The sequence below is a fragment of the Belliella aquatica genome (assembly GCF_014637795.1).
In the GTDB taxonomy this organism is placed as follows: Bacteria; Bacteroidota; Bacteroidia; order Cytophagales; family Cyclobacteriaceae; genus Belliella; species Belliella aquatica.
Window position 1 is genome coordinate 1 of the sequence record NZ_BMFD01000007.1, and the last position, 21920, is coordinate 21920.

Annotated in this window: 13 protein-coding genes; all 13 read right to left on the minus strand. The window is 38.9% G+C overall.

What is annotated here, in order from left to right:
- Window positions 1–209: 209 nt before the first annotated feature.
- The 13 genes from dnaN to IEV57_RS11175 all read right to left on the minus strand — a co-directional run bounded on the left by dnaN (window position 210) and on the right by IEV57_RS11175 (window position 21904).
- On the minus strand, window positions 210–1334 hold the full coding sequence (gene dnaN / locus IEV57_RS11115) for a DNA polymerase III subunit beta (RefSeq protein WP_188442766.1): 1125 nt from the start codon (window positions 1332–1334) through the stop codon (window positions 210–212).
- A 709-nt stretch (window positions 1335–2043) separates the two neighbouring features.
- Entirely contained in the window at window positions 2044–3738 is a 1695-nt protein-coding gene (gene gldG / locus IEV57_RS11120; RefSeq protein WP_188442768.1) for a gliding motility-associated ABC transporter substrate-binding protein GldG, read from the minus strand.
- On the minus strand, window positions 3735–4457 hold the full coding sequence (gene gldF / locus IEV57_RS11125; protein WP_188442770.1) for a gliding motility-associated ABC transporter permease subunit GldF: 723 nt from the start codon (window positions 4455–4457) through the stop codon (window positions 3735–3737). The genes gldG and gldF overlap by 4 nt, the downstream gene beginning before the upstream one ends.
- Before the next feature lie 3 nt (window positions 4458–4460).
- Window positions 4461–5372 (minus strand): gliding motility-associated ABC transporter ATP-binding subunit GldA, encoded by a 912-nt coding sequence (gene gldA, locus IEV57_RS11130; RefSeq protein ID WP_188442772.1) that lies wholly within the window; start codon window positions 5370–5372, stop codon window positions 4461–4463.
- 147 nt (window positions 5373–5519) lie between these two features.
- Window positions 5520–6401 (minus strand): hypothetical protein, encoded by an 882-nt coding sequence (locus IEV57_RS11135; RefSeq protein WP_188442774.1) that lies wholly within the window; start codon window positions 6399–6401, stop codon window positions 5520–5522.
- A 67-nt stretch (window positions 6402–6468) separates the two neighbouring features.
- On the minus strand, window positions 6469–7320 hold the full coding sequence (locus IEV57_RS11140; protein ID WP_188442776.1) for a purine-nucleoside phosphorylase: 852 nt from the start codon (window positions 7318–7320) through the stop codon (window positions 6469–6471).
- A 155-nt stretch (window positions 7321–7475) separates the two neighbouring features.
- Complete coding sequence (gene rsmG / locus IEV57_RS11145; RefSeq protein ID WP_188442778.1) at window positions 7476–8108, minus strand: 16S rRNA (guanine(527)-N(7))-methyltransferase RsmG; 633 nt, start codon at window positions 8106–8108, stop codon at window positions 7476–7478.
- A 227-nt stretch (window positions 8109–8335) separates the two neighbouring features.
- Window positions 8336–9679, minus strand: a complete 1344-nt coding sequence (locus tag IEV57_RS11150; protein WP_188442780.1) for a vanadium-dependent haloperoxidase — start codon at window positions 9677–9679, stop codon at window positions 8336–8338.
- A gap of 76 nt (window positions 9680–9755) precedes the next feature.
- Window positions 9756–13025 (minus strand): VCBS repeat-containing protein, encoded by a 3270-nt coding sequence (locus IEV57_RS11155; protein ID WP_188442782.1) that lies wholly within the window; start codon window positions 13023–13025, stop codon window positions 9756–9758.
- A 55-nt stretch (window positions 13026–13080) separates the two neighbouring features.
- Entirely contained in the window at window positions 13081–16398 is a 3318-nt protein-coding gene (locus IEV57_RS11160; protein WP_188442783.1) for a VCBS repeat-containing protein, read from the minus strand.
- Window positions 16395–16964, minus strand: coding sequence for a hypothetical protein (locus IEV57_RS11165; RefSeq protein WP_188442785.1), 570 nt, complete (start codon window positions 16962–16964; stop codon window positions 16395–16397). The genes IEV57_RS11160 and IEV57_RS11165 overlap by 4 nt, the downstream gene beginning before the upstream one ends.
- A gap of 20 nt (window positions 16965–16984) precedes the next feature.
- Window positions 16985–20287 (minus strand): VCBS repeat-containing protein, encoded by a 3303-nt coding sequence (locus tag IEV57_RS11170; RefSeq protein WP_188442787.1) that lies wholly within the window; start codon window positions 20285–20287, stop codon window positions 16985–16987.
- 117 nt (window positions 20288–20404) lie between these two features.
- Window positions 20405–21904 carry a RagB/SusD family nutrient uptake outer membrane protein gene (locus tag IEV57_RS11175; RefSeq protein ID WP_188442789.1) on the minus strand — a complete coding sequence of 500 codons (1500 nt, stop codon included), beginning with the start codon at window positions 21902–21904 and terminating at the stop codon, window positions 20405–20407.
- Between the last annotated feature and the right edge of the window lie 16 nt (window positions 21905–21920).

The following is a 21920-nucleotide window of genomic DNA, read 5'->3' on the forward strand; positions in this document are numbered from 1 at the left end:
GTAAGTTGCTCCTCAGCAGAGCTTACGTCCTCTTCGAATCTGCATGGCATGTTAAGAAATTTTTCAACAAAAGTCACCAACTATTTTTGACCACATTACCAAAAAAAAGCTCCAACTTTCCAGCTGGAGCTTCCGGTGTAAACCAACTTGTGGTTTCAAAATATTTACAAATATCAATTTTGCGAAAGCAAAATATCCATTAATATCTTTTATACATAATTGTTCAACATCACTGGCATCACCAACATCAAGATGTCTTCGTTGTCTGATTTGTCAGAAGGAACGATCAAACCTGCTCTGTTTGGTGCTGAGAATTGAAGTGTAACTTGCTTAGAAGAAATATTATTTAACATTTCTACCAAGAACTTCGCATTGAATCCGATCTCGATATCCTCGCCATCGTGCTCACAAGACAATCTTTCGTTTGCTTCGTTAGAGAAATCTAAATCCTCAGCAGAAATCTGTAACTCACTACCTGCTAACTTCAATCTCACTTGATGAGTAGTCTTGTTGGCATAAATAGCTATCCTTCTCAAAGAACTCAAGAACTCAATTCTATCTATTGTCATGTGGTTTGGATTATCCACAGGAATGACATTTTCATAATCAGGGAAGCGCTCGTCTATCAATCTACAGATCATCTTGATACTACCAAAATTGAAATATGCATTGGAACTGTTGAATTCAACAGTCACAGGCACATTTTCAGAAGGAAGTGTAGATTTCAAAAGGTTAAGTGCTTTTCTTGGAATAATGATGCTTGCCGCATCAGGAGAAGCGATATCGACTCTTCTATATCTCACCAATCTATGTCCATCAGTCGCTACAAATGTCGCGTTGGTACTGCTTAGGTTGATGTAAACACCAGTCATTGCAGGTCTCAATTCGTCATTGCTTGTTGCAAAAATTGTATTGCTGATTGCGCTGCTCAAAACTTCTGTTGACATGTCTACAGTCGTTGCATTGCTAACTGTTGCAATCTTAGGGAAGTCTGTGGCATTTTCACCTGCAAGCTTGTATCTACCATTGTCAGAACTTATCTCAATGCTATAAGTCTCGTGGTCAATACTAAATGTAACTGGCTGCTCAGGCAAATTCTTAAGCGTTTCAATCAAAATCTTTGCTGGAACAGCGATATTCCCATCTTCTTTTGCCTCCACGTCAATTTCAGTCATCATGGAAGTTTGCAGGTCAGAGGCAGTTACGGTTAGTTTTCCTTCTTTGATTTCAAAAAGAAAATTCTCCAAAATAGGAACTACAGGATTGGTAGTTACTACCCCGTTAATCGCGGAAAGCTGCTTTAAGAGCGCAGAAGAAGAAACAATAAATTTCATATCGAATAGCTTATTTTATGTCGAAATATTATAACAGGGTAAATTTAGAAATAAAATCATAAAGACAGCTAATGACTCGGATTTTCATTGAAAAAAAGTAGTGGAAAGGTAGAATTTAAAAGGATGAAGGAGGAAAAGCTTCTCGCGAAGATTTCAAAGGAGCAAAGGAATGATGAGGAATTTTAGGAGTGGCAGAAAATAGGCTACTAAAACCCGAAAGAAAATATCAAAAATGTAAAACAAAAAAATTTTAGAACAATGAACCTGCAGCTTAAAAGCTTATTGATTCATCAGATTTTTGATATAAACCCATTCAAATCCTAAATGAACAAACTACGAAGTAGTTAAACTTTTCAATAGCCGTGGGTTTTAAACCCACGGAAAAAAAATTATCGACAATCCACAACCCCGAAAGGGGTTGAACTCCTTTAATTGAAAAAAGTATCAACTATTTTCAGGACGTAATACGAAGGAGAGATCAATAGCCCTAAAATGATTAACCTTTTTGTGAATGAGAATTCGACCCTTTCAGGGTCGGAAGTTGGTAGTGACTTTGTCATTTATTCCCACGGGTTTCACCCGAGGCTATTGAAAGGTTTGACCACTTCGTGGTCGGTGAATCGCATAAAAACCGATGTATCTAACCTCTTTCAAGCCGTCGAACTTTTCAATATTTCGATTTTATAATCTGACAATCAAAATAAACATTTCAACTTTTCCCCTTTGCACCTCTCCTACTTTTACGAGCAAACATCCACATTAAGGAAAGCAAACCCATGATGAAAACAGGCAAAATCACATTAATCAGCTGCCATTTGGTTTTTTCTTGACTGACCTTTACCTTATTTAAAGGCCTAATTTGGTATTGTTTCGTTCTTGTCGCAATGATGCCATCTGGCTCGACCAAGTATGAAATCATGTTTTGAAGCAATAAGCGATTGGCGTATTGAGTATCGGAAAAAGGATCAATACCCAAGGGTAAAGGTTCCCCACTGCGTGGATCGAAAGAACTCTCGAAAAGGTCTCCTGTTCCAGCAACTAAAACCCTTCCTTCTTTTCCTGATTCTAAAAAGCTTTCTTTCAAAACTCCATCAGGCAAAAATCTATTTTTGAATACAGAGGTGAATTCGCCTTCCAATAAGTAGAGTAAAGGCAAATTACTAAGTCCAAAAGACTCCAAGTCCGGACCATTTTCCATATCCTGAAAAGCTACTCTTACCGGCGCGGTCAACTTTCTGCTAAAATCAGAACCGAAAATAAGAGGTGTTTTCTTAATTCCATCTGCTTTTACAGTATCCAAACTTGACGTAAATCTAAAAATTACTTGATCAAGCCCTTTGGTCACGGGATGCTTGGCCATCCTTCCAGCAGCAATATAAAATGGCCAAGGCAATGGCACCAACTGCTGCTGATCACCAAAATTCCCAGCCATCACAGGATAATATCCAAAATTCATGTCTTGAACAAAATCCTTATTCACTCTGACGCCATAGCGAAAAAGAAGCTGTTCCAAACCATTTTCAAATGGCATTGCAACAGTCCCTTCACCACCTGCTTCATCCAGATTATATGCGAGTGAATTTGGGAGAATAATCAAATTTCCGCCTTTCATCAAATACTGATCTACGAGGTAAATCTCCCTTTCATCATAGGCTTCTTTTGGGCCGGAAATAATCAAAACATCGAAAGGATCTAAGTCATCCACTTTTTTGGCTTGATCCAGTGGAATTTTGAACACCTCAAAATCTTCCACCAAGGCCTCCACAATTCCAAACCCATCATCACCTTCCAACTCACCATTGCCCATCAACATGCCGACTGCATATTGTTGCTTACTGACAAGTTTACGGATGGCATTGATCAATTCAAATTCAAGATTTTCGACAGAGTTATTTAATATCTCGTCAGGCGACATCCCTTTTTCACCTTTCAGAATCAACGCTCCAGTCTCGTACTCAGGATCCTTGACAAGCACGCCAGGAAAAATCATTTTTGTCTTTTGACCCCCATCTTCTGTGACAAACAAATTGGTGGGTTGTATTCCATATTCTGTCAATGCCACTACAAAATCCTCCTGTTCTGCCTGAGGCAAAGTCAAAGGATCTAAATAGTAAAAACTAATTTTCTGAGAACTGTAAGCATTGAATGTTCTAACTGTTTGTTCGATCGATCTTTGTAATCTTCGCATCCCTCCAGGCAGGTTTCCGGAGAGCAAAATTTCCACTTCGAGAGGATCTTCCAAGTTCTCCAATACCTCAATAGTTGCAGGATGTAGCGAATATCTTTTTTCTTCTGTCAAGTCAATTCTAAAATCAATCAGACTAAAAAGCACATTAACGACAACGATGGTCAGGAGGATGACACCGAGTATTTTGAGGATTTGCTTGCTGCTCTTATTTTTCATTTTCTTCGAATCAAAATAACAGTCAAACCTAACATCAATATCATGATGGAGAGAAAGTAAGCTACATTTTGCGCTTCGATCACACCCCTACTCATACTTTCATAGTGGTAGCTCAAACTCAACTCCTCCAGCAAAAGTGCAAAGGAAGACATCACTTGCAGCTGCACCAATGCCGTCAATCCGAAGTAAAGCAAGAAAATCATAAAAACTCCCCAAATAAATGCGATGATCTGATGACTTGTCAATGCGCTGGCAAAAATCCCAATGGAAGCGAAGACCGCCCCAATCAGCAATAGCCCAATCCAAGATCCAAAGAATCCAGCATGATCAATATTCCCTACAGGTTCACCTAGCTGCACAATGCTGTAATAATAGACTAAAGTGGGCAAGACTGCGATAAAAACCAGTGTAAAAGCAGCTAGAAACTTCGCTAGTATAATTGCCAAATCTCCTAGTGGTGAAGTTCTCAGAATCTCCCAAGTCCCTGATTTCCTTTCTTCCGCAATCATTTTCATCGTGGTCGCAGGAATCAAAAAGGTGAAAACATAAGGTGTATAGACGAATAGCGGCTCCAAATCTGCGAAACCATAAGCCAACACTGAAGAGTCAGGAAATACCCAGACCATCAAACCAATGGAAATCAAGAAAACAGCCAAAATCAGGAACCCCGATAGGTTTCCGAAAAACGCGTTGATTTCTTTCCAGTATAATGCGCGCATCAATTATTTACTTTGGGTGATTTGTTGAAAAATAGATTCCAAATTCTTTTCCTTTTGCTGAATGCTAATCAAATTCAACTCTTTTTCTTGTACGATTTGAAGCAAAGCCTTCCTGCCTATACTGCCATCTTCAACGAGAATCGAAACAGCAGATTGCTTGTCGGGCACAAATTCAACTTTTCCAATCCCCTCAAACCAAGCCAATTCTAAAGGCTCTTCTGTTTCTAAAGTCAGTGCTACTTTACCAGCTTCAGACTTCAGGTTGGATAAAAGGTCAGAAGCTACGATCTTTCCTTTGTTGATGATGACTACTTTTTCGCAGATGGCTTCCACTTCCTGCATGATGTGTGTGCTGAGAATCAGGGTTTTTTCCTTGCTGATTTTCTTGATTAGCGCACGTATTTCCACCAATTGGTTGGGATCAAGACCTGTGGTCGGTTCATCTAAGATAATCACCTCCGGATCATGGATTAGTGCTTTGGCCAAACCGACACGCTGTCGATATCCTTTGGAAAGTTGATGGATCTTTTTGTGTGCTTCTACCTCCAAACCACAAAGCGGAATCAATTCATCGATTCGCTTTTTTGCTTGCCGCCCCTTTATCCCATAAAGTCCAGCGATAAATCCCAAAAACTCCTTTACATACATCTCCAAATACAATGGATTATGCTCTGGAAGATAGCCAATCAACTTGGAAACTTCCTTGGGAGATTGTAAAACCGAAATACCATTGATCAGCACATCGCCTTCATCGGGAAGAAGAAAACCTGTGGCAATCTTCATGGTGGTAGATTTCCCAGCGCCATTAGGACCTAAAAAACCCAAAACCTGCCCTTTTTCAGCCTCAAAAGAAACTTGATCTAGGGCTTTTTGCTGTGCATAGATTTTGGTTAGATTCTGAACGATCAGGGACATAGTCGATTGATAAGGAAATTCTCCGACGAAGTTAAGCAGATGTAGGGAAGTAGCAAAAAATATAAGAAATGAGTTTATTGAGAGTTTTAATGATCAAGTCAACTAAAGCAAGGGTTTATCAAGGGCTGATTAGGAATAGATAAATTGTCATCGTAAATATTCTACCATCATTGCAAAGCAGCCATATGTTTCATAAGTACCAATACCTTTGCCTGAACCAAAATAGAACGCAGGCGAAATTCGGTTCCCTTTGGTGTTTTGAAAAGGAATTTTAATACTCGTGATTTTTCCATATTCATTAGGTATAGCATCAATCACGAAATAACAACCTTTATAACCTTTTGGAATAACAATTTCATCTTGAAGTAAGTCAAATCTACTCCAAGCATTGATTTTATCAATTTTATAAACTGCATTGCTTTCACCTACATCAAAAAAATCATCTGATGAATAGATTTTACCATCCTTTGGCTTTCTAATTTCATTAGAAACAAACCACCTAAATCTGATTCTTAATTCACTCCCAGCAAATTCACCAAAATAGACCCAAACATTTGAAATAATTCTATCTTTATTGTCTTTAAAGTTCAGATAAGATGCAAATCTCAAATTTGAAACTTTCTCTGGATTGCTCGATCTTAATGATATTGGTTTTTCAATAGAAGAAATGGTATCACCAAGATAAACAGGAACCAGCTTATCTGAACTAATTGTGTATGAATCTAATTCAAAAACCCTTGGATTCAAATAAAAAACCTTTCCTTCATAAATATCTTTTGAATTAATATCCAAATCTTCGAAACCAATTGCTGACAAAATAAAATCAGAATTTGATGAAATGGCGGTTTCAGGTAATTCAATGATTCCTTTGCTATCAGAGGCTACTCCTTTTCCTTCAGATTTTTGAATTAACAATACATTTGGAATAGGTATGGAGTCTTCCTGAGATACAATTTTAAATGATACCTGACCAAAACTAAAAAATGAAATAAAAATAAAATGTAGTAAAATAATTATTCTTTTAAGCATAATTCATAGATTAATTCATCAATAAAACATCTTAGTCAATATAAATTTCAATTTAGCATATTACTTTTTAGTTGAAAAATTCATTTTGCTTATTATCTCCTTTTTCGATGACTAAAATAGATTTCACCAACTCCTGCATTGCTTTACCAGATTTGGTGGCTACTTCTACTACATCATCATGTGCAAAGAGCTTGTTGTCAGTTGGATTGCATTCATTGGTGATAACTGAGATGCCGAGAACTTTCATATCCATTTGATTGGCAGCAATGACTTCTGGAACTGTACTCATGCCGACTGCATCACCACCCAAAGTTCTGTAATATTGGATTTCTGCTTTGGTTTCTAGACTTGGACCAGTTACACCTGTATAAGTACCTTCTCGTAGGTTGATCTGTAAGGATTTTGCTTTTTCCTTCGCTAAATTTCTCCACTCTAGATCATAAGGCTCACTCATATCGGGAAACCTTACTCCAAAATCTGTAGCATCTTTGCCTCTGAGTGAATTTGAAGGAAACTTGTCGATATGATCTGTGATCAGCATCAAATCACCCACTTTGAAATCAGGATTTAAGCCACCCGCAGCATTGGATACGACCAGATTTTTTACTCCCAGCAAACTCAAAACTCTTACAGGAAACACGGTCTCGTCCAATTCATAGCCTTCATAGTAATGAAACCGCCCATTCATTACCCAGATCCATTTCTCACCAACCTTACCCAGCATCAACTCGCCTGAGTGACCAGCAACAGTAGAAACAGGGAAATATGGAATCTGACCATAAGGAATGGAAACAGCTTCTTCCAAAACCTCTACAAATCCACCCAAACCAGAACCCAATATCACCAAAGTGTCCGCTCGTTGGTTAATTTGAGATTGAATGTATTCAGCGGCGGCTTTTGCTTTTTCGAGGTAGGTCATGGGGAAAAGTTAAAAGGTTTTAAAGTTGTAAGGTTAGAAGGTTTTTGGTTAGCGATAAATTGGGGGATTGGATGAACTTATCCGGGGTGGATTGTGAGACTGTTATTTCGATTTGTCCTCACTCTTCCTTCATCCTTCCTCCGTCATCCTTTCCTTTACCTTTTCCCTTCCCAAGGGACGAAGACTATTTTCTTTGTTTCGAAAAATTCTTCGGTGAAATAGTCATCCAGGTGATAGGTTACGTAGCTTACATCTCTTTCTTCCATTTCCTCATCGATATCACCGCCTTTTAGAAGGAAAATGCCATTTGGAAATTCGTTGAAATCTTCTTTTTTGAATTTCCCTTTAACCCATGGGAGGAAATTGGCAAAGCGTGTTACTGCCCTGCTGACTATAAAATCATATTTTCTTACCAAACTCTCCGCTCTGACTTGCTGCGCTTCCACATTGGAAAGTTTCAGTTTCTTCACCACATCTTTGACAACGGAGATTTTTTTTCCGATGGAATCTACCAGATGAAAATGGGTATCAGGAAACAATATCGCGAGGGGAATACCCGGGAAACCTCCACCTGTGCCGATATCCAAGACTTTTGTGCCTGGCTCAAATTGCATCACTTTGGCTATGGACATCGCATGAAGCACATGTCTTTCATAAAAATGATCCACATCCTTTCTGCTGATCACATTGATTTTTTCATTCCAATCAGCATACAGATCCTGAAGTTGAGAAAATTGCTCAACCTGCTTTGCTGTGAGGTCAGGAAAATATTTTAAGATGATATCCATTATCGCATTCTATTTTAAGAAAGAACAAAAATAGGCCGAATCTATTTAAATATTTTAATTTTACTATTGTATTATCCGCAATCCGAGTAAGTATCCTTCATTCTTTAAGTTATGCGGAAAACGTCAACAGACCTCCGACTTCAGTCAACAAAAGCTGAAAATCAATTGATTACATTAAATAAATACCAAAAGAAAAAAAGACCTAATACATTTTGTATTCCAAAAGATTACTTAGCTGCCAATTTCTCTGCTTTTGTATCGATTTTATTGACGAGAAATTCTCCTACTTTTTTTCCTTTTGACGCACCATTGACAATTGCCGGCATATAATGAATTCCTCCATACATTCTGCTGATTGCTGCTTCATCTGCAGCCAATCTGAAAGATTTAAATTCACGAACGGGAAGCCCAAAAGCAACTTCTGTGGAATCTACAAAATGGAAATTATCTCCAAATAAACTCGTAAGCGTCTCTGAGGCAGCATTGCTGATGACACTGTGTCCGCTTGTGTATTCTGGGAATGGTGGCGTCTGAAGGACAGGCAACCAATCTTCATCGATGTATTTGTTGATATACGTTTCAGGTCGGATTAGCACACTTCGGTACTTTTCATCCCAACAAGCAATAAATCCATCGAAAACAGCAATTGATGTTTTGGCTAAAGTTTCTGCTGCACCTTTCCAATCCTGCTTTGCAGTCCTAGATGAAATCGCTGCAATCCCCATCCAATGCCCTCCAGGAGTAATTTTCTTCTCTGCAAACATTACATGACCTTTGACATTGACTTTATAAGGATTGCAATCCCAGAAATAAGCAATGTCACTTTGCTCTTTTGTCAAGTTCTTGACCACATTAAAAACTTCCTCTGCCTCTCTGTAAAAGTCACTCCCCTTTTCAGTATCAAATGGCGTTGGAGGTGCAGACTTAAATTGATCAGAGGCTTCCAAAACAAAAGGTCTGATCTTATTCCAATGCGGTTCGATTCCTTCCATATACATCGGGGGAGTAGGCTGCCAGGCATTTGGATCATTGCTGATTGAGTATTTTGGAAAAGACCTACTTTGGTGATAATTATCCTTTTTGGAGTAAGCAATGACATGATCTGCTACACGCTCCCCTAAAGCAAGTGACGCTTCAAAAACATCATTTGGAATACCTTTGGATTTCAGTTCTTTGAAAGCTTTTTCCTTGTGCTCTTGCATCAATTCTTCAGAAAAAATCAATGCTGTTCCCACTTTATAGTAAGCAGCTAGAGAAGCAAGTGGAAGATAAACATTCTCTTCTATTTCAAAATTCGTCTTTTCAAAATCATTCAATTGTCCCATTAGCGTTTGGTATTCTCCCGAACGATCCAATACAGCCACTTCATAAGCCGCAATGGCTGGATAAGCGTAAATTCTACTAGCGACAGGCGGAGAAAAAATATCGTTGATGATGATCTCAGTCAATTTATTCTGCGCCGCAAACTGATAAGAACCGTCACTTATCGCATTGGAGTAGTCTTTTGGCTGGCAGGAATAGAGCATCACTGCTATCGCAAAAACACTAAATATACTTTTCAATAATCTCATTTTCGGATTCTTCAATATTTATTTCAAAATTACGAAATACTTGTTAGAGTGGCAAAGCTTCAATCACTTGACGCTCTCAATTCACGCTCAAGATAACCGGTTTTGCATTATTCCTAACTGCCAAGAGGTGTAATTTACCTTGGATAGTAATGGTTTTCAGCGCTCGATATTCACCTTTTATCTGATTGAAGTCTATGTTCATTTGTTGAAAATAAACTTGTCCATCTTTATAAATAAAATGCGCCATCGGCATCGCATCAGCTCTTCCCAAATCATTCCTAAACCCATAAAATCCTCCAACAGCAAGGATATGTCTTATTCCATCTTTTTCCCAAGTATAGAAATCCTTAATGGGTGCAAATTGACCTTCTTTTGGAAATGGATTGAAATCATAATCTCCTGACTTATTTTTAATCAGTAGACCAGATTGTAAATTTTCCACTTTGTGCTTTGAAGCTTTGTCGAGGATTTTTGTATCAAATAGGTCTTCTGGCTTTTTGATTTGGGCATATTCGACATAGCTCGCATGCTTTTTCTTCACGCTTGGAATTTGCTTGATCAAATCATCTCTCGATGCAAAGGGCACCAACTGCGCTCCCATATAATGAAAGATCAATGGATCTTCCTGTTCATTGCTGTCAAAATCATGGTGATAAAGCCATAATGGTTTCACAACACTCGCTTTCAACTTGCTATTTTCACCAAGATTCCCCAAAAGGATTATTTCTTCTCCTTTATCTTCAAAAGAACTTACAGCATTGAAAAGCCCGGCTTTTTCATCTATAATGATCTGCTCAAAAGTACCTTTTTGATTTTGCTTATATACTTGGACTGCAGTCCACTCTCCTATCAAAACCAACTCCTTTTTTTGATCTCCATCTACATCAATCCATGCTCCTTTTTGTATCATTCCGGGATGAAATGAATCCCCAAAATACTTCCTCGTCTCATCTTTGAAATTTCCTTTTCCATCATTGATCAAAAGATAACTATATGGTTTAGCGCCATAATTACCTGTTACCACCGAAGTAGTCACAAAAATATCTGGAGCACCATCTCCATTGACATCGTGAATCGCGATGGAAGAGGTGTTTTCTCCCAATGGTGGTAATGAATTAGGAGAAAATTTTAAATTCCCCTTACCGTCATTGAGATAAAGGCGATCGAAATTGAATACATGGCCTTGCGGGTTTTCATTTCCTCCACTTCCTACATACAAGTCCATATAACCATCTCCATCAAAGTCGGCAAACTCTGCCACCACATCTTCAGCGGGGCTTAGCATTTCAAAAAAGGAGTTTTCCTGACGGGAAAATGTACCATCTGATTTTTGTAGATAAAGTGCTGATGCTTGGCCTTTTGCTTCTCCAAGGTAAATATCTTCCAAACCGTCATTATTCACATCGCCAACAGCCAAAGCTGGACCTTCGGTAGAATATTTTCTAGGAATCAAATATTCTCGACGCATGTCGTCAAATTCAAGATTCTCCTCGTGCGTCCAATCGATGCCTATGTCAACTACAGTAAAAACATTTTCTTTTTCTAATATTCTAGGAACATACACTTTACCCTCACCTTTCTTCAATAGGTGCTTCTCGTTGATTGTATTTTCATAGAAAACTTCATGCTCAAATGCATTCCATCTGACAAGAACCGAGTCTACTTTTTCCCTTTTCCCCAAACCAAATGTTAGGGTAGTAGATGATCCGGATTGGAAACCTCTGGAAGTACTCAACATCTGATGAAACTTGTCACCTTGTGCATAAACCGTTACCTCTGCACCTATTCCAAAGGAGTTGCTCTGATCACTTTTAAGGTCAATTTGGATGAAATTATTACCCAAAATTTCCTTCGACTTATTCTGATAAATAAAAGCCTGATCATTGATATTGTTGATTATCAAATCTAATGCTCCGTCATTATTCAAATCCGCATAGGCTGAACCTGAGGAATAAGAAACTTGATCTAGCCCCCATTTTGCTGATACACTTTCAAAATCCAAATCCCCTCTATTTCGGAAAGTATAATTCGAAAGTTTCATGGTTGGGAGCAATTCGATCAAGCGGTTATAAACTTCCTCCTCTGTCAGATTTGGATTGGGTGACTGACTGTATTGCACAAAGTCCAGGTCATTTGGTCGCTTGACAATGCCATTTGTGATATGAATATCCTTGTAACCGTCATTGTCCATATCAAAAATCAAAGGAGACCAACTCCAGTCCGTGGCGAATGTATTTGTTAAAAGTCCGATCTCAGCAAAGCGCTGATTGCCTTGATTAAGTTGAAGGTGATTTCTTACATATTGATCCCCATAGCCGAATTTCTTTTTAATATCATAAACTTCCTGTTTGTCCTCACCAATAGATTTCATCCAAATTGTAGGGTCTTCAGGAAGCATGTCTGTAGTAAAAATGTCAGGCAAACCATCATTATTGATGTCATTGATGTCATTGCCCATGCTGTAGCGACTTGTACTGCTGATGTATTCTTTCAGAGATTCTTTGAAAGTTCCGTTCGCTTGATTGATGTAGAGATAATCATCTTCCGTAAAATCATTGGATACATAAATATCAATCCATCCATCGCCATTGACATCACCTATTCCAACTCCCAGACCAAACCCAAGACTGCTTGAAAGAATCCCCGCCTCTGTGGTTACTTCCTCCATTTTCTGCTCTCCTTGAGCGATTAGACTTTTGAAGAGTTTGTCTCCTCCTTTTTCATCTTGATTATTGAATTTGGTATCTGCGTGAGTGAAAACCTCTGGTTTTTTGATGGAATGATTGAGCAAGTACAGGTCTAGATCTCCATCTTGATCATAGTCAAAAAATAATGCATGGGTGGAAAAACCCATAAAATCAACCCCATAAGCAGCAGCACTTTCGGTGAAAGTCAAGTCTCCATTATTGATATAGAGTTTATTTCTCCCTGAAAGCCCTTTGTAATCTCCAACTTGGCAGACATAGATATCTAGCAAGCCATCACCATTCACATCCGCCATAGTCACTCCTGTGGACCAGCCGCCATCGCCTGTCACGCTTGCACTTTGCGTGATATCTTCAAACTGAAAATTTCCTTTGTTGAGATAAAGCTTGTTCTCTCCTTGATTGGAAGTGAAATATATGTCCACCAAACCATCATTGTTGATGTCTCCAACGGCCACTCCTCCTCCATTATAAAAATACAAGTACTCGAGAATGTTCATCTCCTCTGTGGAAACCAAATCATTCTTGAAATCTATGCCTGTTTGCGATGATGGAAGTAAAGAGAATAGCTTCACCTCTTCTTCCTTTTTGGAACAAGAAAGCAAGCCAAAGAAAACTAATGTGATGATATACTTATACATGAATCATTTTATTTTTGTCAACGGTCAACAGCCCACAGACAACAGTATCCACTGTCTAAAATCCCCACCATTCTAGGGGTTTATTATTCTTTACGACCATTAGCATTCTTTGACCTTTGATCTCTACTTCATGCAGGTCTCGGATATCTCCTTCGAGTTTCAATCCATGATTTCTATTTTCGAGGTAGTCGAAGGTCCCATCCCCTTTTCCAATCAAAACCTCCCCATAACTTGCATCATATTGACCTACTTCGGGTTTGGCCCCGGCAAGATTCCCTGCCATGATGATGTCTTGTATTCCGTCACCATTCACATCAGTCACCAAAGCTGTAAACATCCACGATCTCTGCGCTTTTCTCGGTAAAGCTTGAATCTCAAATTGTCCATCGCCCTTGTTCATCATGATAGCAGATGAAGCAAAATTGAATTCCTGAACCACGGAATTTGACAGAGCTTCAGCACCGAAGATATCTTCAAGCGACTCTTTGTTGTAAGTGCTGTACTTCAGATACTTTTTCTTGACAATCGGAATCTGCTTCTCAAGTTCATGTTTCAAAGTATATGGAATATGTCTATCGCCTGACTGCTTCGTATAGATTTGCTCTACACTTCCATTTTGATCAAAATCATTGACAAACATTCTCACTGCGGTTTGGTCAGTTGGTTTGAATCTGCTATTCAGCCCATGATTTCCCAATACAAAATCAGGTTTCCCATCCTTGTTGAAGTCACCGATTTCAATGGTTCGATACCAACCTTTGTAGGCTTGCATTTCGGGCATTTCGATTTTTTCTAATTGCTTACCCGTATTTTTGAAAAATGTCGGCGCCATCCACTCTCCAACTAAAATCAGGTCCTTTTTGCCATCACCATCATAATCCACCAATGCGGCATCTGTCACTAAGCCAATTTCCTTTAGTTGAGGTGCAAATTCTCCTGTCGCATCTTTGAAATTCCCTTGGCCATCATTGACGAGGATAAAACTACTGGCATTCACCCCATAAACAAATGGGATCAATCTTCCGCCAATAAATAAATCCATCGCTCCATCACCATTGATGTCCAATACTTTGACGACAGAAGTACTGTGACGCAAAGATTCTAAACCGCTATTTTCAGCTTTTGTAAAGTTACCTTTTCCATTATTCAGGTATAAGCGATCCGCTAATTCTGCTGTACCGAAAGCCGCTTCATTGCTCCCCGAAGTGACTAATAGATCCAAAAACCCATTTCCATTGGCATCAAAAAATACCGCATCAGTATCCTCTGCTAACTGATCCAAATCAAATGCTTGCTGATTGGATTTGGTGAAGGTTCCATTCGAAGATTGGAGAAATAACTGTCCCGGAGAACCCTTTGCACCACCTAGGTACACATCTTCCAAGCCATCGCTATTGACATCTCCAAAAGTAGCTTTTGGCCCTTCAGTAGAAAGTTTATGGTAAGTCAATCTATCCCGATCAAAATCCACGAATTGATTTTCAACATGGGTAAAATCCAGGATGTTTTTTCCTTTTTGGAATAAATTTCCCACTGGTTTTTCAAAGAAATCAAATTCTTCAGGACGCTCTACTGCATTTTCCCAAGTCAAAGAAAGGAGTTGATTGGCAGTGATTTCTTTGAGCACTGATATTTTTCCATCAGGCCATCTCACTTGAACTTCATCTAGTTTTGAAACCGAACCCAAGCCGAAAGTCAACTTAGGATCCACAGAAGATTGGAATCCTCTGTTTGGCATATTTTCTTGATAAAAAATCTGATCACCTGATTTCAGCCTGATCTGCGTTCCTATGGCAGCTGTATTTCCTGCTTTCCCTATTAATGCTATCTGTAAAAAATTATTTTCTGGATAGAATTCTCTGCTTCTGTTTTTATAGATAATTGCTTCTCTGTTGACATTATTGATAACTAAATCCAAGGCGCCATCATTATTCAAATCTCCATAGGCCGATCCATTGGAGTGAATCGCTTCGCCCATTCCCCATTCATGAATGACATTGGTAAAGACCAAATCTCCATTGTTTTTGAAGGCGTAATTGGAAACGGGATTTACAGGAATCGGGTCAACCAATGCTTTGTAATCTACCCCTTGTTGGGTGATGATTTTTCTTTTAGTTTCTTCATTGTCGATAAAATTCAAATAATCGAGGTCTGTAATATCCTGATAGATTCCGTTTGCTACGAAAACATCCTTGAGACCGTCATTGTCCATATCAAAAAACAAGGCTGCCCAGCTCCAGTCGGTTGCCTCTACATTGGAAAGCCTTCCCATATCGCTGAAAGTACCATCGCCATTGTTGACATGGAGCATATTCCTGTTGTACTGATAGTGATATCCATGCTGAATGTTGAATTGAAACTTGTCCCAGCTTTCAAAAGTGGTCACCTGCTTCAAGCGCTCGATCGGCTCGGGAAGCATGTCTGTCACGAAGATGTCCAAGAAGCCATTGTTGTTCACATCAGCGATATCAGCCCCCATGGATGCCGCACTGGTGGAGCGCATGTAGGATTCCAAACTTTCGGTAAAAGTCCCATCTTGATTATTGATGTAGAGGTAGTCTTTTTCAAAGAAGTCATTCGAAATGAAGATATCCATCCAGCCATCTTGATTGACATCTCCGATGGTAATGCCAAGGCCAAAGCCAATTAAACTTCCATAAATCCCCGCCTCTTCACTTACATCTGTGAACTTGTCTCCGTCATTTCTAAATAATTTATCTCCTCCAACAGGATCTCGACGCGGTCTTTCATTCTGCATTTTGTTGAAGCTTCCTATAGCCGTGTAGCTGTTGTTGAGCAAATACATGTCAAGATCGCCATCGTTGTCATAATCAAAAAAGACCGCGTGGGTAGAGAATCCTTGATCTGCCAAACCATACGCTTCCGCCATTTCGGTAAAGGTTCCGTCTCCATTGTTGATGAAAAGCTCGTTTTGCTTGTTGTCACCAGCCAAATCACCTGAATTACACACATAAATATCCAGCAAACCATCACCATTGATATCTGCCATGGCCACTCCAGTGCTCCATGCTCTCGTGCCTGCGACACCCGACTCATTAGTCACATCTTTAAATTTGAAGTCTCCTTCATTGAGATAAAGCTTGTTTTCTCCTTGATTGGACGTCAAATAAATATCCAAAAGGCCATCATTATTGACATCTCCCAAAGCTACTCCTCCACCGTTATAGAAATTTCGGTAGGTGAAAATATTGAAAGCTTCATCAAACACCAGGTCATTCCTAAAATTTACACCAGAAATGGAAGAGGGGATAGTCTCAAAAAGCACATCCTTCTTCTGCTGCTCTTCTTTACATGAAGAAATACAAACAAGCAGACCAAGTAGGATGAAAACTGTTTTTATATTCAATTTCATGAAGCAATATCTTTAATGTCTTTGACTCTTAAATCCAAAATATCCACACTCACTGCACTCCTGTTTTTGACATACACACGAACCAGTCTGTTCCCATCTATCTTCACCATGGCAAAAGTTCCTTCCGAGTCTTCTACTCTGAAAAACCCCGCACCATAGATTCCTTCAAAGTACGCAACTACATCATCCACCAAATTCTCGGCACTAAATTTCGGGTTAGTTGGAAACCAATCTGCATATTGAAATTCAGCTTGCATGTAAAAAATTTTTTCTTGCTCAAATTTAGGATAAAAGTACATGTATGACATTTCCCCGGATGGTAACTCTGGCTTATATTGAACACGCAGTGCATGTGCTCCATTCATTAAGATTCCTTCTTTGTTCATCTCCCAACAAACTCTGAAAAACTCCTTTCTAGGCATCCCAAAGTGTATCCCTAGAAAAATATCTTCACTTATCTTTCCAGATTCTATCTCTCTTTGTTTTACTTTTTCATATTCTGTTTTTCTATCACAGGAAAAGAGCAAACCAAAACCTAAAATGAAGATAACTAATTTCAATTTCATATTATTCTAATTTTTATTTTTTAATTCTTGTCAAGCAAAATTAGGCTATCATTATTTCTGATGACTACCAATTTCGACCCATTTTGCGTTCGGATTATTTTTATATCTCTGATTTCTCCTTCGATAAATATTCCAGATTCCCGAGCAGAGCGCATTCTCAAATTTTGTTCATTTTCTCCCCTCATAAACCATCCAAAACTACCCATATTTATTCCTATTTCGGGTTTAATTTTAGATTGATTTCCTCCCATTATCAGTTCCCACTGATTGGATTCATTTTTTTCAGCATGAATGGCATAGACAGGGCTACTTTGAATTAGGCTTGGCAAAGGTGAACTTTCGAATGTCCCATCACCACTGTTGATAAAAAGTTGAGTTTCCAAAGTATGCACATCGAGTACAAGGCTATTTTCAAGCAGACCTTTTGGGAATAAATCAACGATGGTTTTGTCCTTGTAAGCATCATAATTCAGGAGTTGCTTCCTCAAGGCAGGAAGTTGCTTCAGCAAGGTCCCCTTCAAAACCAAAGGAAAAGAAGTGCTTCCTACATACTGCGTTAGGATTTGTTCTACGCTCCCATTTTGATCAAAATCATTTATAAAAAGCTGCATAGGCTTATCAGCTGACGCCTTCAAGCGAGAATTAAGTCCCATATTGCCAGCTAAGAAATCAAGCTTTCCATCATTGTTGATGTCTAGGATTTGGATCGTATTCCAAAGTCCACCTGTACGAGCAAATCCAAATTTCTCAGACTGATCTTCATACCTTCCATTTACTTTTTTGAAGATTTTGATAGGCATCCATTCCCCCACCACAATAATTTCAGACTCCCCATCTCCATCAATATCTACTATAGCCGCATCACGGGTCATGCCTGTTTTGAGAAAAACCTGAGCGATCTCATTTGTCAAATCCGTGAAGTTTCCTCTGCCATCATTTTCCAGCAATCTCAAATCCAAAGGAATACCATAAGCAAAAGGAATCGATCTTCCCCCTACTAGCAAATCCAAATGCCCATCTCCATTGTGATCAAAGGCTTTGACAAAAGAAGTGCTTTCGAACCTTGATGGAAGCTGATTACTTGATTTTTTGAAATTCCCTTTTCCATCATTGATGTAAAGCCTGTCTTGGTAAGCTGGATTATTCAAGCCAAACTCGATACTTCCCGATGCTAAATAAAGATCCAAGAAACCATTGCCTGTGGCATCAAACAAAAGTGCTTCTACATCTTCCGACAAAGCATCTTCTACAAATTCTTGACTCTGGACAAAACTTCCGTCCTGCTTTTGCTTCCAAACTTGGCTTGCTTGACCTCTTGCTCCAGGCAGGATCAAATCCTCCAACCCATCTCCATCAATATCACCTACTGCTATTTTTGGACCTTCATTGCTGATCATGTGAAACCTTAGGCGATCTCTGTCAAAATCAATAAAATCACTTTCTTGATGTTTCCAAGGAATTTGAGTTTTGGAAATTGCGAATCTAGTTTCTCCTTCGACTTTCTCTGATTTTGCGACAGCAGTCAAACTCTCAGTTGAAGGAGATAAAGCCAAGAGTTGATTTATACCTACCTGCTTCAAAATCATAGATCCTTCAATAGGCCAGTCGATAATCATAGAATCTATTTGATCTAACTGCCCAAGTCCAAAATGCATGCGATGATCTACAGAAGACATGTAGCCTTTTACAGGATTATGTTCTGCATAAAAAGTATTTTCTCCCGCATAGAGCGTGACCTTGGTTCCAAAATTTCCTTGAAGATCCAATTGCAGGTAATTATTTTTATAAATCAGGTTGCTGTTGTTTCTATAAATGGAGGCCATTCCATTGAGGTTATTCACAACCAAATCTAGATCACCATCATTGTCCAAATCTGCATAAGCTGCGCCTGTTGAAAAAGTGAGTTGATTCATTCCTGCACTTGCAGCGATATTTTCAAATTGAAAATCTCCCTTGTTTTTGAATAAAAAATTCTGCTGAGGAACAGATGGGAATTCATCAATCATTTTGGTCAGCAAAACCGAGTCTTTTTTGTACTGAGAAATCAAGTTCTGATTGTTGACATAATAATCCATGTAGTCAAAATCTGTTAGATCTTTAACAATCCCATTGGCTACGAAAATATCTCGTAAGCCATCATTGTCTATATCAAAAATCAATGCCCCCCAACTCCAATCTGTGGCGTGTACGCCAGCTTGTCTAGCCACTTCTACGAAATGAACTTCATCGGAATTGGGTTTTCTTCCCATATTTCGCTGAAGTGTATTTCTGGTAAATTGATGAAAATAACCTGCCTGTACATTGGCCTGATATTTATCCCATTCTTCAAATGGTGTTTTGGTTTTCACTCTTTCCAAATCAGCAGGAAGCATTTCAGTGACAAAGATATCTGGCCAGCCATTGTTGTCAAGATCGGCAATATCAGCGCCCATAGAACCCATGCTGATTTCTGTCATCATGGACTCTAATTTCTCAGTGAATGTTCCATCGCCATTGTTGATGTAGAGGTAATCTTTTTCAAAAAAGTCATTGGAAACATACAAATCAGGCCATCCATCTCGATTAATATCAGCAACTGTAACTCCTAGACCATACCCTATCGCACTCCCATAGATTCCCGCTTCAGCACTAACATCGGTAAATTTCCCACCATCATTTCGATAGAGCTTATTTCCTCCGAATGGATCACGAATATCTCTTTGGCCTGTTCTCAGGTCATTGATCCCTACCGACCTTGCGGAATTATTCAGCAAATACATATCAAGGTCTCCATCTTTGTCATAATCAAAAAACACTGCATGCTGAGACAAACCTTCATCAGCAATCCCATATTCCTTGGACATTTCGGTGAAGGTCAGGTCACCATTGTTGATAAAAAGCTCGTTGTATCTTTGTTCGCCACCGAGTGGGCCGGATTTACAGATATAAATATCCAGCAAGCCATCTCCATTTACATCGGCCATACTGACACCGGTGGACCAAATATTTTCAACCGCTAAACCAGCGATTTCGGTAATATCTTCAAATTCAAAATTCCCCTTATTTAAGTAAAGCTTATTCCCCACTTGATTACCAGTGAAAAAGATATCTATTAAGCCATCATTATTAATATCGCCAAGTGCTACTCCCCCACCATTATAAAAATTCCTAAAAGTATATGGATTGAATTGCTCTGTGTAAGTCAACTCATTTTTAAAATCTACACCAGTAAGCTTTTGATCCATTAATTCAAAAAGCACAACTTCCTCCTGCTCTGTGGAACAAGAAAACAGCAGCAAAGCAATCAAATTACAAATGAAGAAAAGTCTAGAGGAGACAAACATAGTAAGTTAGAGAAGAATGCAAATCTTCAGCAGAGGTAAATTTATTAATAGACTTAAAATTAAAAAGAAGTGCGCAAATGCACACTTCTTTTTATCAATTGTATATAGGGTTAAAAATTAATAACCTGGATTCTGAGTTAAGCTCGTATTAGATTGAATTTTGTTCAAAGGAACAGGGAATATCGTTCTAGTTTGTGGAGAGCTTGGTTTTTCCCACCATGGAGCACCAAATCGATTGAATCGAATCAAATCAGATCTTCTCCAACCTTCAGCGAACAACTCTCTACCTCTTTCAGCAAGAAGGTTATCCGTTGTAAGCGTTGTAAACAGTTCAACACCAGCTCTGCTTCTTACTTGGTTGACAAAAGCCAAACCACCAGCAGCATTTCCTTGTCTCAATAAAACTTCGGCTTTCATCAAGATCACATCTGCATATCTGAAAACAGGGAAATCATTATTTAAATTAGGTTGTGCACCGATTGAAATCTCAAATTTGTTGATTCTAGCACCGGCCTGTCTGAAAGCAACTGGCTCTAATTCATTGATCTCTGGTGTAAAGTTCACTTCTACCCCATCAGGATCACCATCGAAACCTGCATCATCTCTCAAAGGGGTTACGCCATCTGATTCAAATTGAGGACCGACTCTAAAGTTATCTTTTCTTAAATCATCGTCATCATAACTGTTGTAGAATTCTTCCAAAGCAGCATAACCATTCCAAGGTTGATCTACTAGATCAAAAGTTTTTTGAGATTCATAATGGAAAGTCATTTGGTGAATATTAAATCCACCGGCGTTATTTGCATCATAAGGAAGCGTAAACATGTTCTCTACTGAGTTCTGATTTGATGCTGCGAAATTCGAGAAATAATTAGGCGCAAGACTATAAGGTCCATCATTGATAATTATATCAAGCATTGCATTAGCATCAGCAAGTCTTGATTGACCAATATATACGTCAGCATTCAAGTACAACTTAGCTAGAATCATATGAGCAGTCCAGAAGTTCAAATTGATTCTTCTGTTATCTCTAGTTAAGATATCTGCATTTTCTAGAACACTAGTTTCGATAAAGTCGAATAATTCTTGTCTTGAAGAACTTGGCGGATTTGGATCTGTAGTAGTTTCAATTACCAATGGAACACCCCCACCAAAATTATCAAGTAATATTAAGTAACAAAATGCTCTTAACACTTTCATTTCAGCAGTAAGCTCTTCGATATCAGGATACTGCTGAATCAAAGCGTTTGCTTCCGCAATAACTCTAAAAGGTGTATCCCAAACTCCATTCAATTCGCCATCATCTACATTCCAAGTATGTCTATGCGCTCTTACCCATATTCCACCGTCATTCCAGTCACCTCCTTTTACAGGAATTGCAATTTCATCAGAGGTAATTTCTTGGTAGCTATAAAAACCACCATGACCACCCCAGCTTCCATTGCCCATTAATTGGCTATAAGCTGATTGCTTCAAAACCTCAGCAAGTTCTGGCGGGGCTTCGTTCGTCAATCTATCTTGAGTGACCCCGGTCAATACTTCCTGCTCCAGCTCGCATGACACCATCGTCAGCGCCACGAGTCCTCCTACACATATTGTTTTTATTGATCGTAACATAGTATAAATCAGTTTA

Bases quoted from the DNA above. Each gene is read 5' to 3' on its own strand.
- IEV57_RS11135 (WP_188442774.1), bottom strand. From the start codon at position 6,401: ATGCTTAAAAGAATAATTATTTTACTACATTTTATTTTTATTTCATTT.
- gldA (WP_188442772.1), bottom strand. From the start codon at position 5,372: ATGTCCCTGATCGTTCAGAATCTAACCAAAATCTATGCACAGCAAAAA.
- rsmG (WP_188442778.1), bottom strand. From the start codon at position 8,108: ATGGATATCATCTTAAAATATTTTCCTGACCTCACAGCAAAGCAGGTT.
- IEV57_RS11140 (WP_188442776.1), bottom strand. From the start codon at position 7,320: ATGACCTACCTCGAAAAAGCAAAAGCCGCCGCTGAATACATTCAATCT.
- IEV57_RS11165 (WP_188442785.1), bottom strand. From the start codon at position 16,964: ATGAAATTGAAATTAGTTATCTTCATTTTAGGTTTTGGTTTGCTCTTT.
- gldF (WP_188442770.1), bottom strand. From the start codon at position 4,457: ATGCGCGCATTATACTGGAAAGAAATCAACGCGTTTTTCGGAAACCTA.
- IEV57_RS11160 (WP_188442783.1), bottom strand. From the start codon at position 16,398: ATGAAATTGAATATAAAAACAGTTTTCATCCTACTTGGTCTGCTTGTT.
- IEV57_RS11150 (WP_188442780.1), bottom strand. From the start codon at position 9,679: ATGAGATTATTGAAAAGTATATTTAGTGTTTTTGCGATAGCAGTGATG.
- gldG (WP_188442768.1), bottom strand. From the start codon at position 3,738: ATGAAAAATAAGAGCAGCAAGCAAATCCTCAAAATACTCGGTGTCATC.
- IEV57_RS11170 (WP_188442787.1), bottom strand. From the start codon at position 20,287: ATGTTTGTCTCCTCTAGACTTTTCTTCATTTGTAATTTGATTGCTTTG.
- IEV57_RS11155 (WP_188442782.1), bottom strand. From the start codon at position 13,025: ATGTATAAGTATATCATCACATTAGTTTTCTTTGGCTTGCTTTCTTGT.
- IEV57_RS11175 (WP_188442789.1), bottom strand. From the start codon at position 21,904: ATGTTACGATCAATAAAAACAATATGTGTAGGAGGACTCGTGGCGCTG.
- dnaN (WP_188442766.1), bottom strand. From the start codon at position 1,334: ATGAAATTTATTGTTTCTTCTTCTGCGCTCTTAAAGCAGCTTTCCGCG.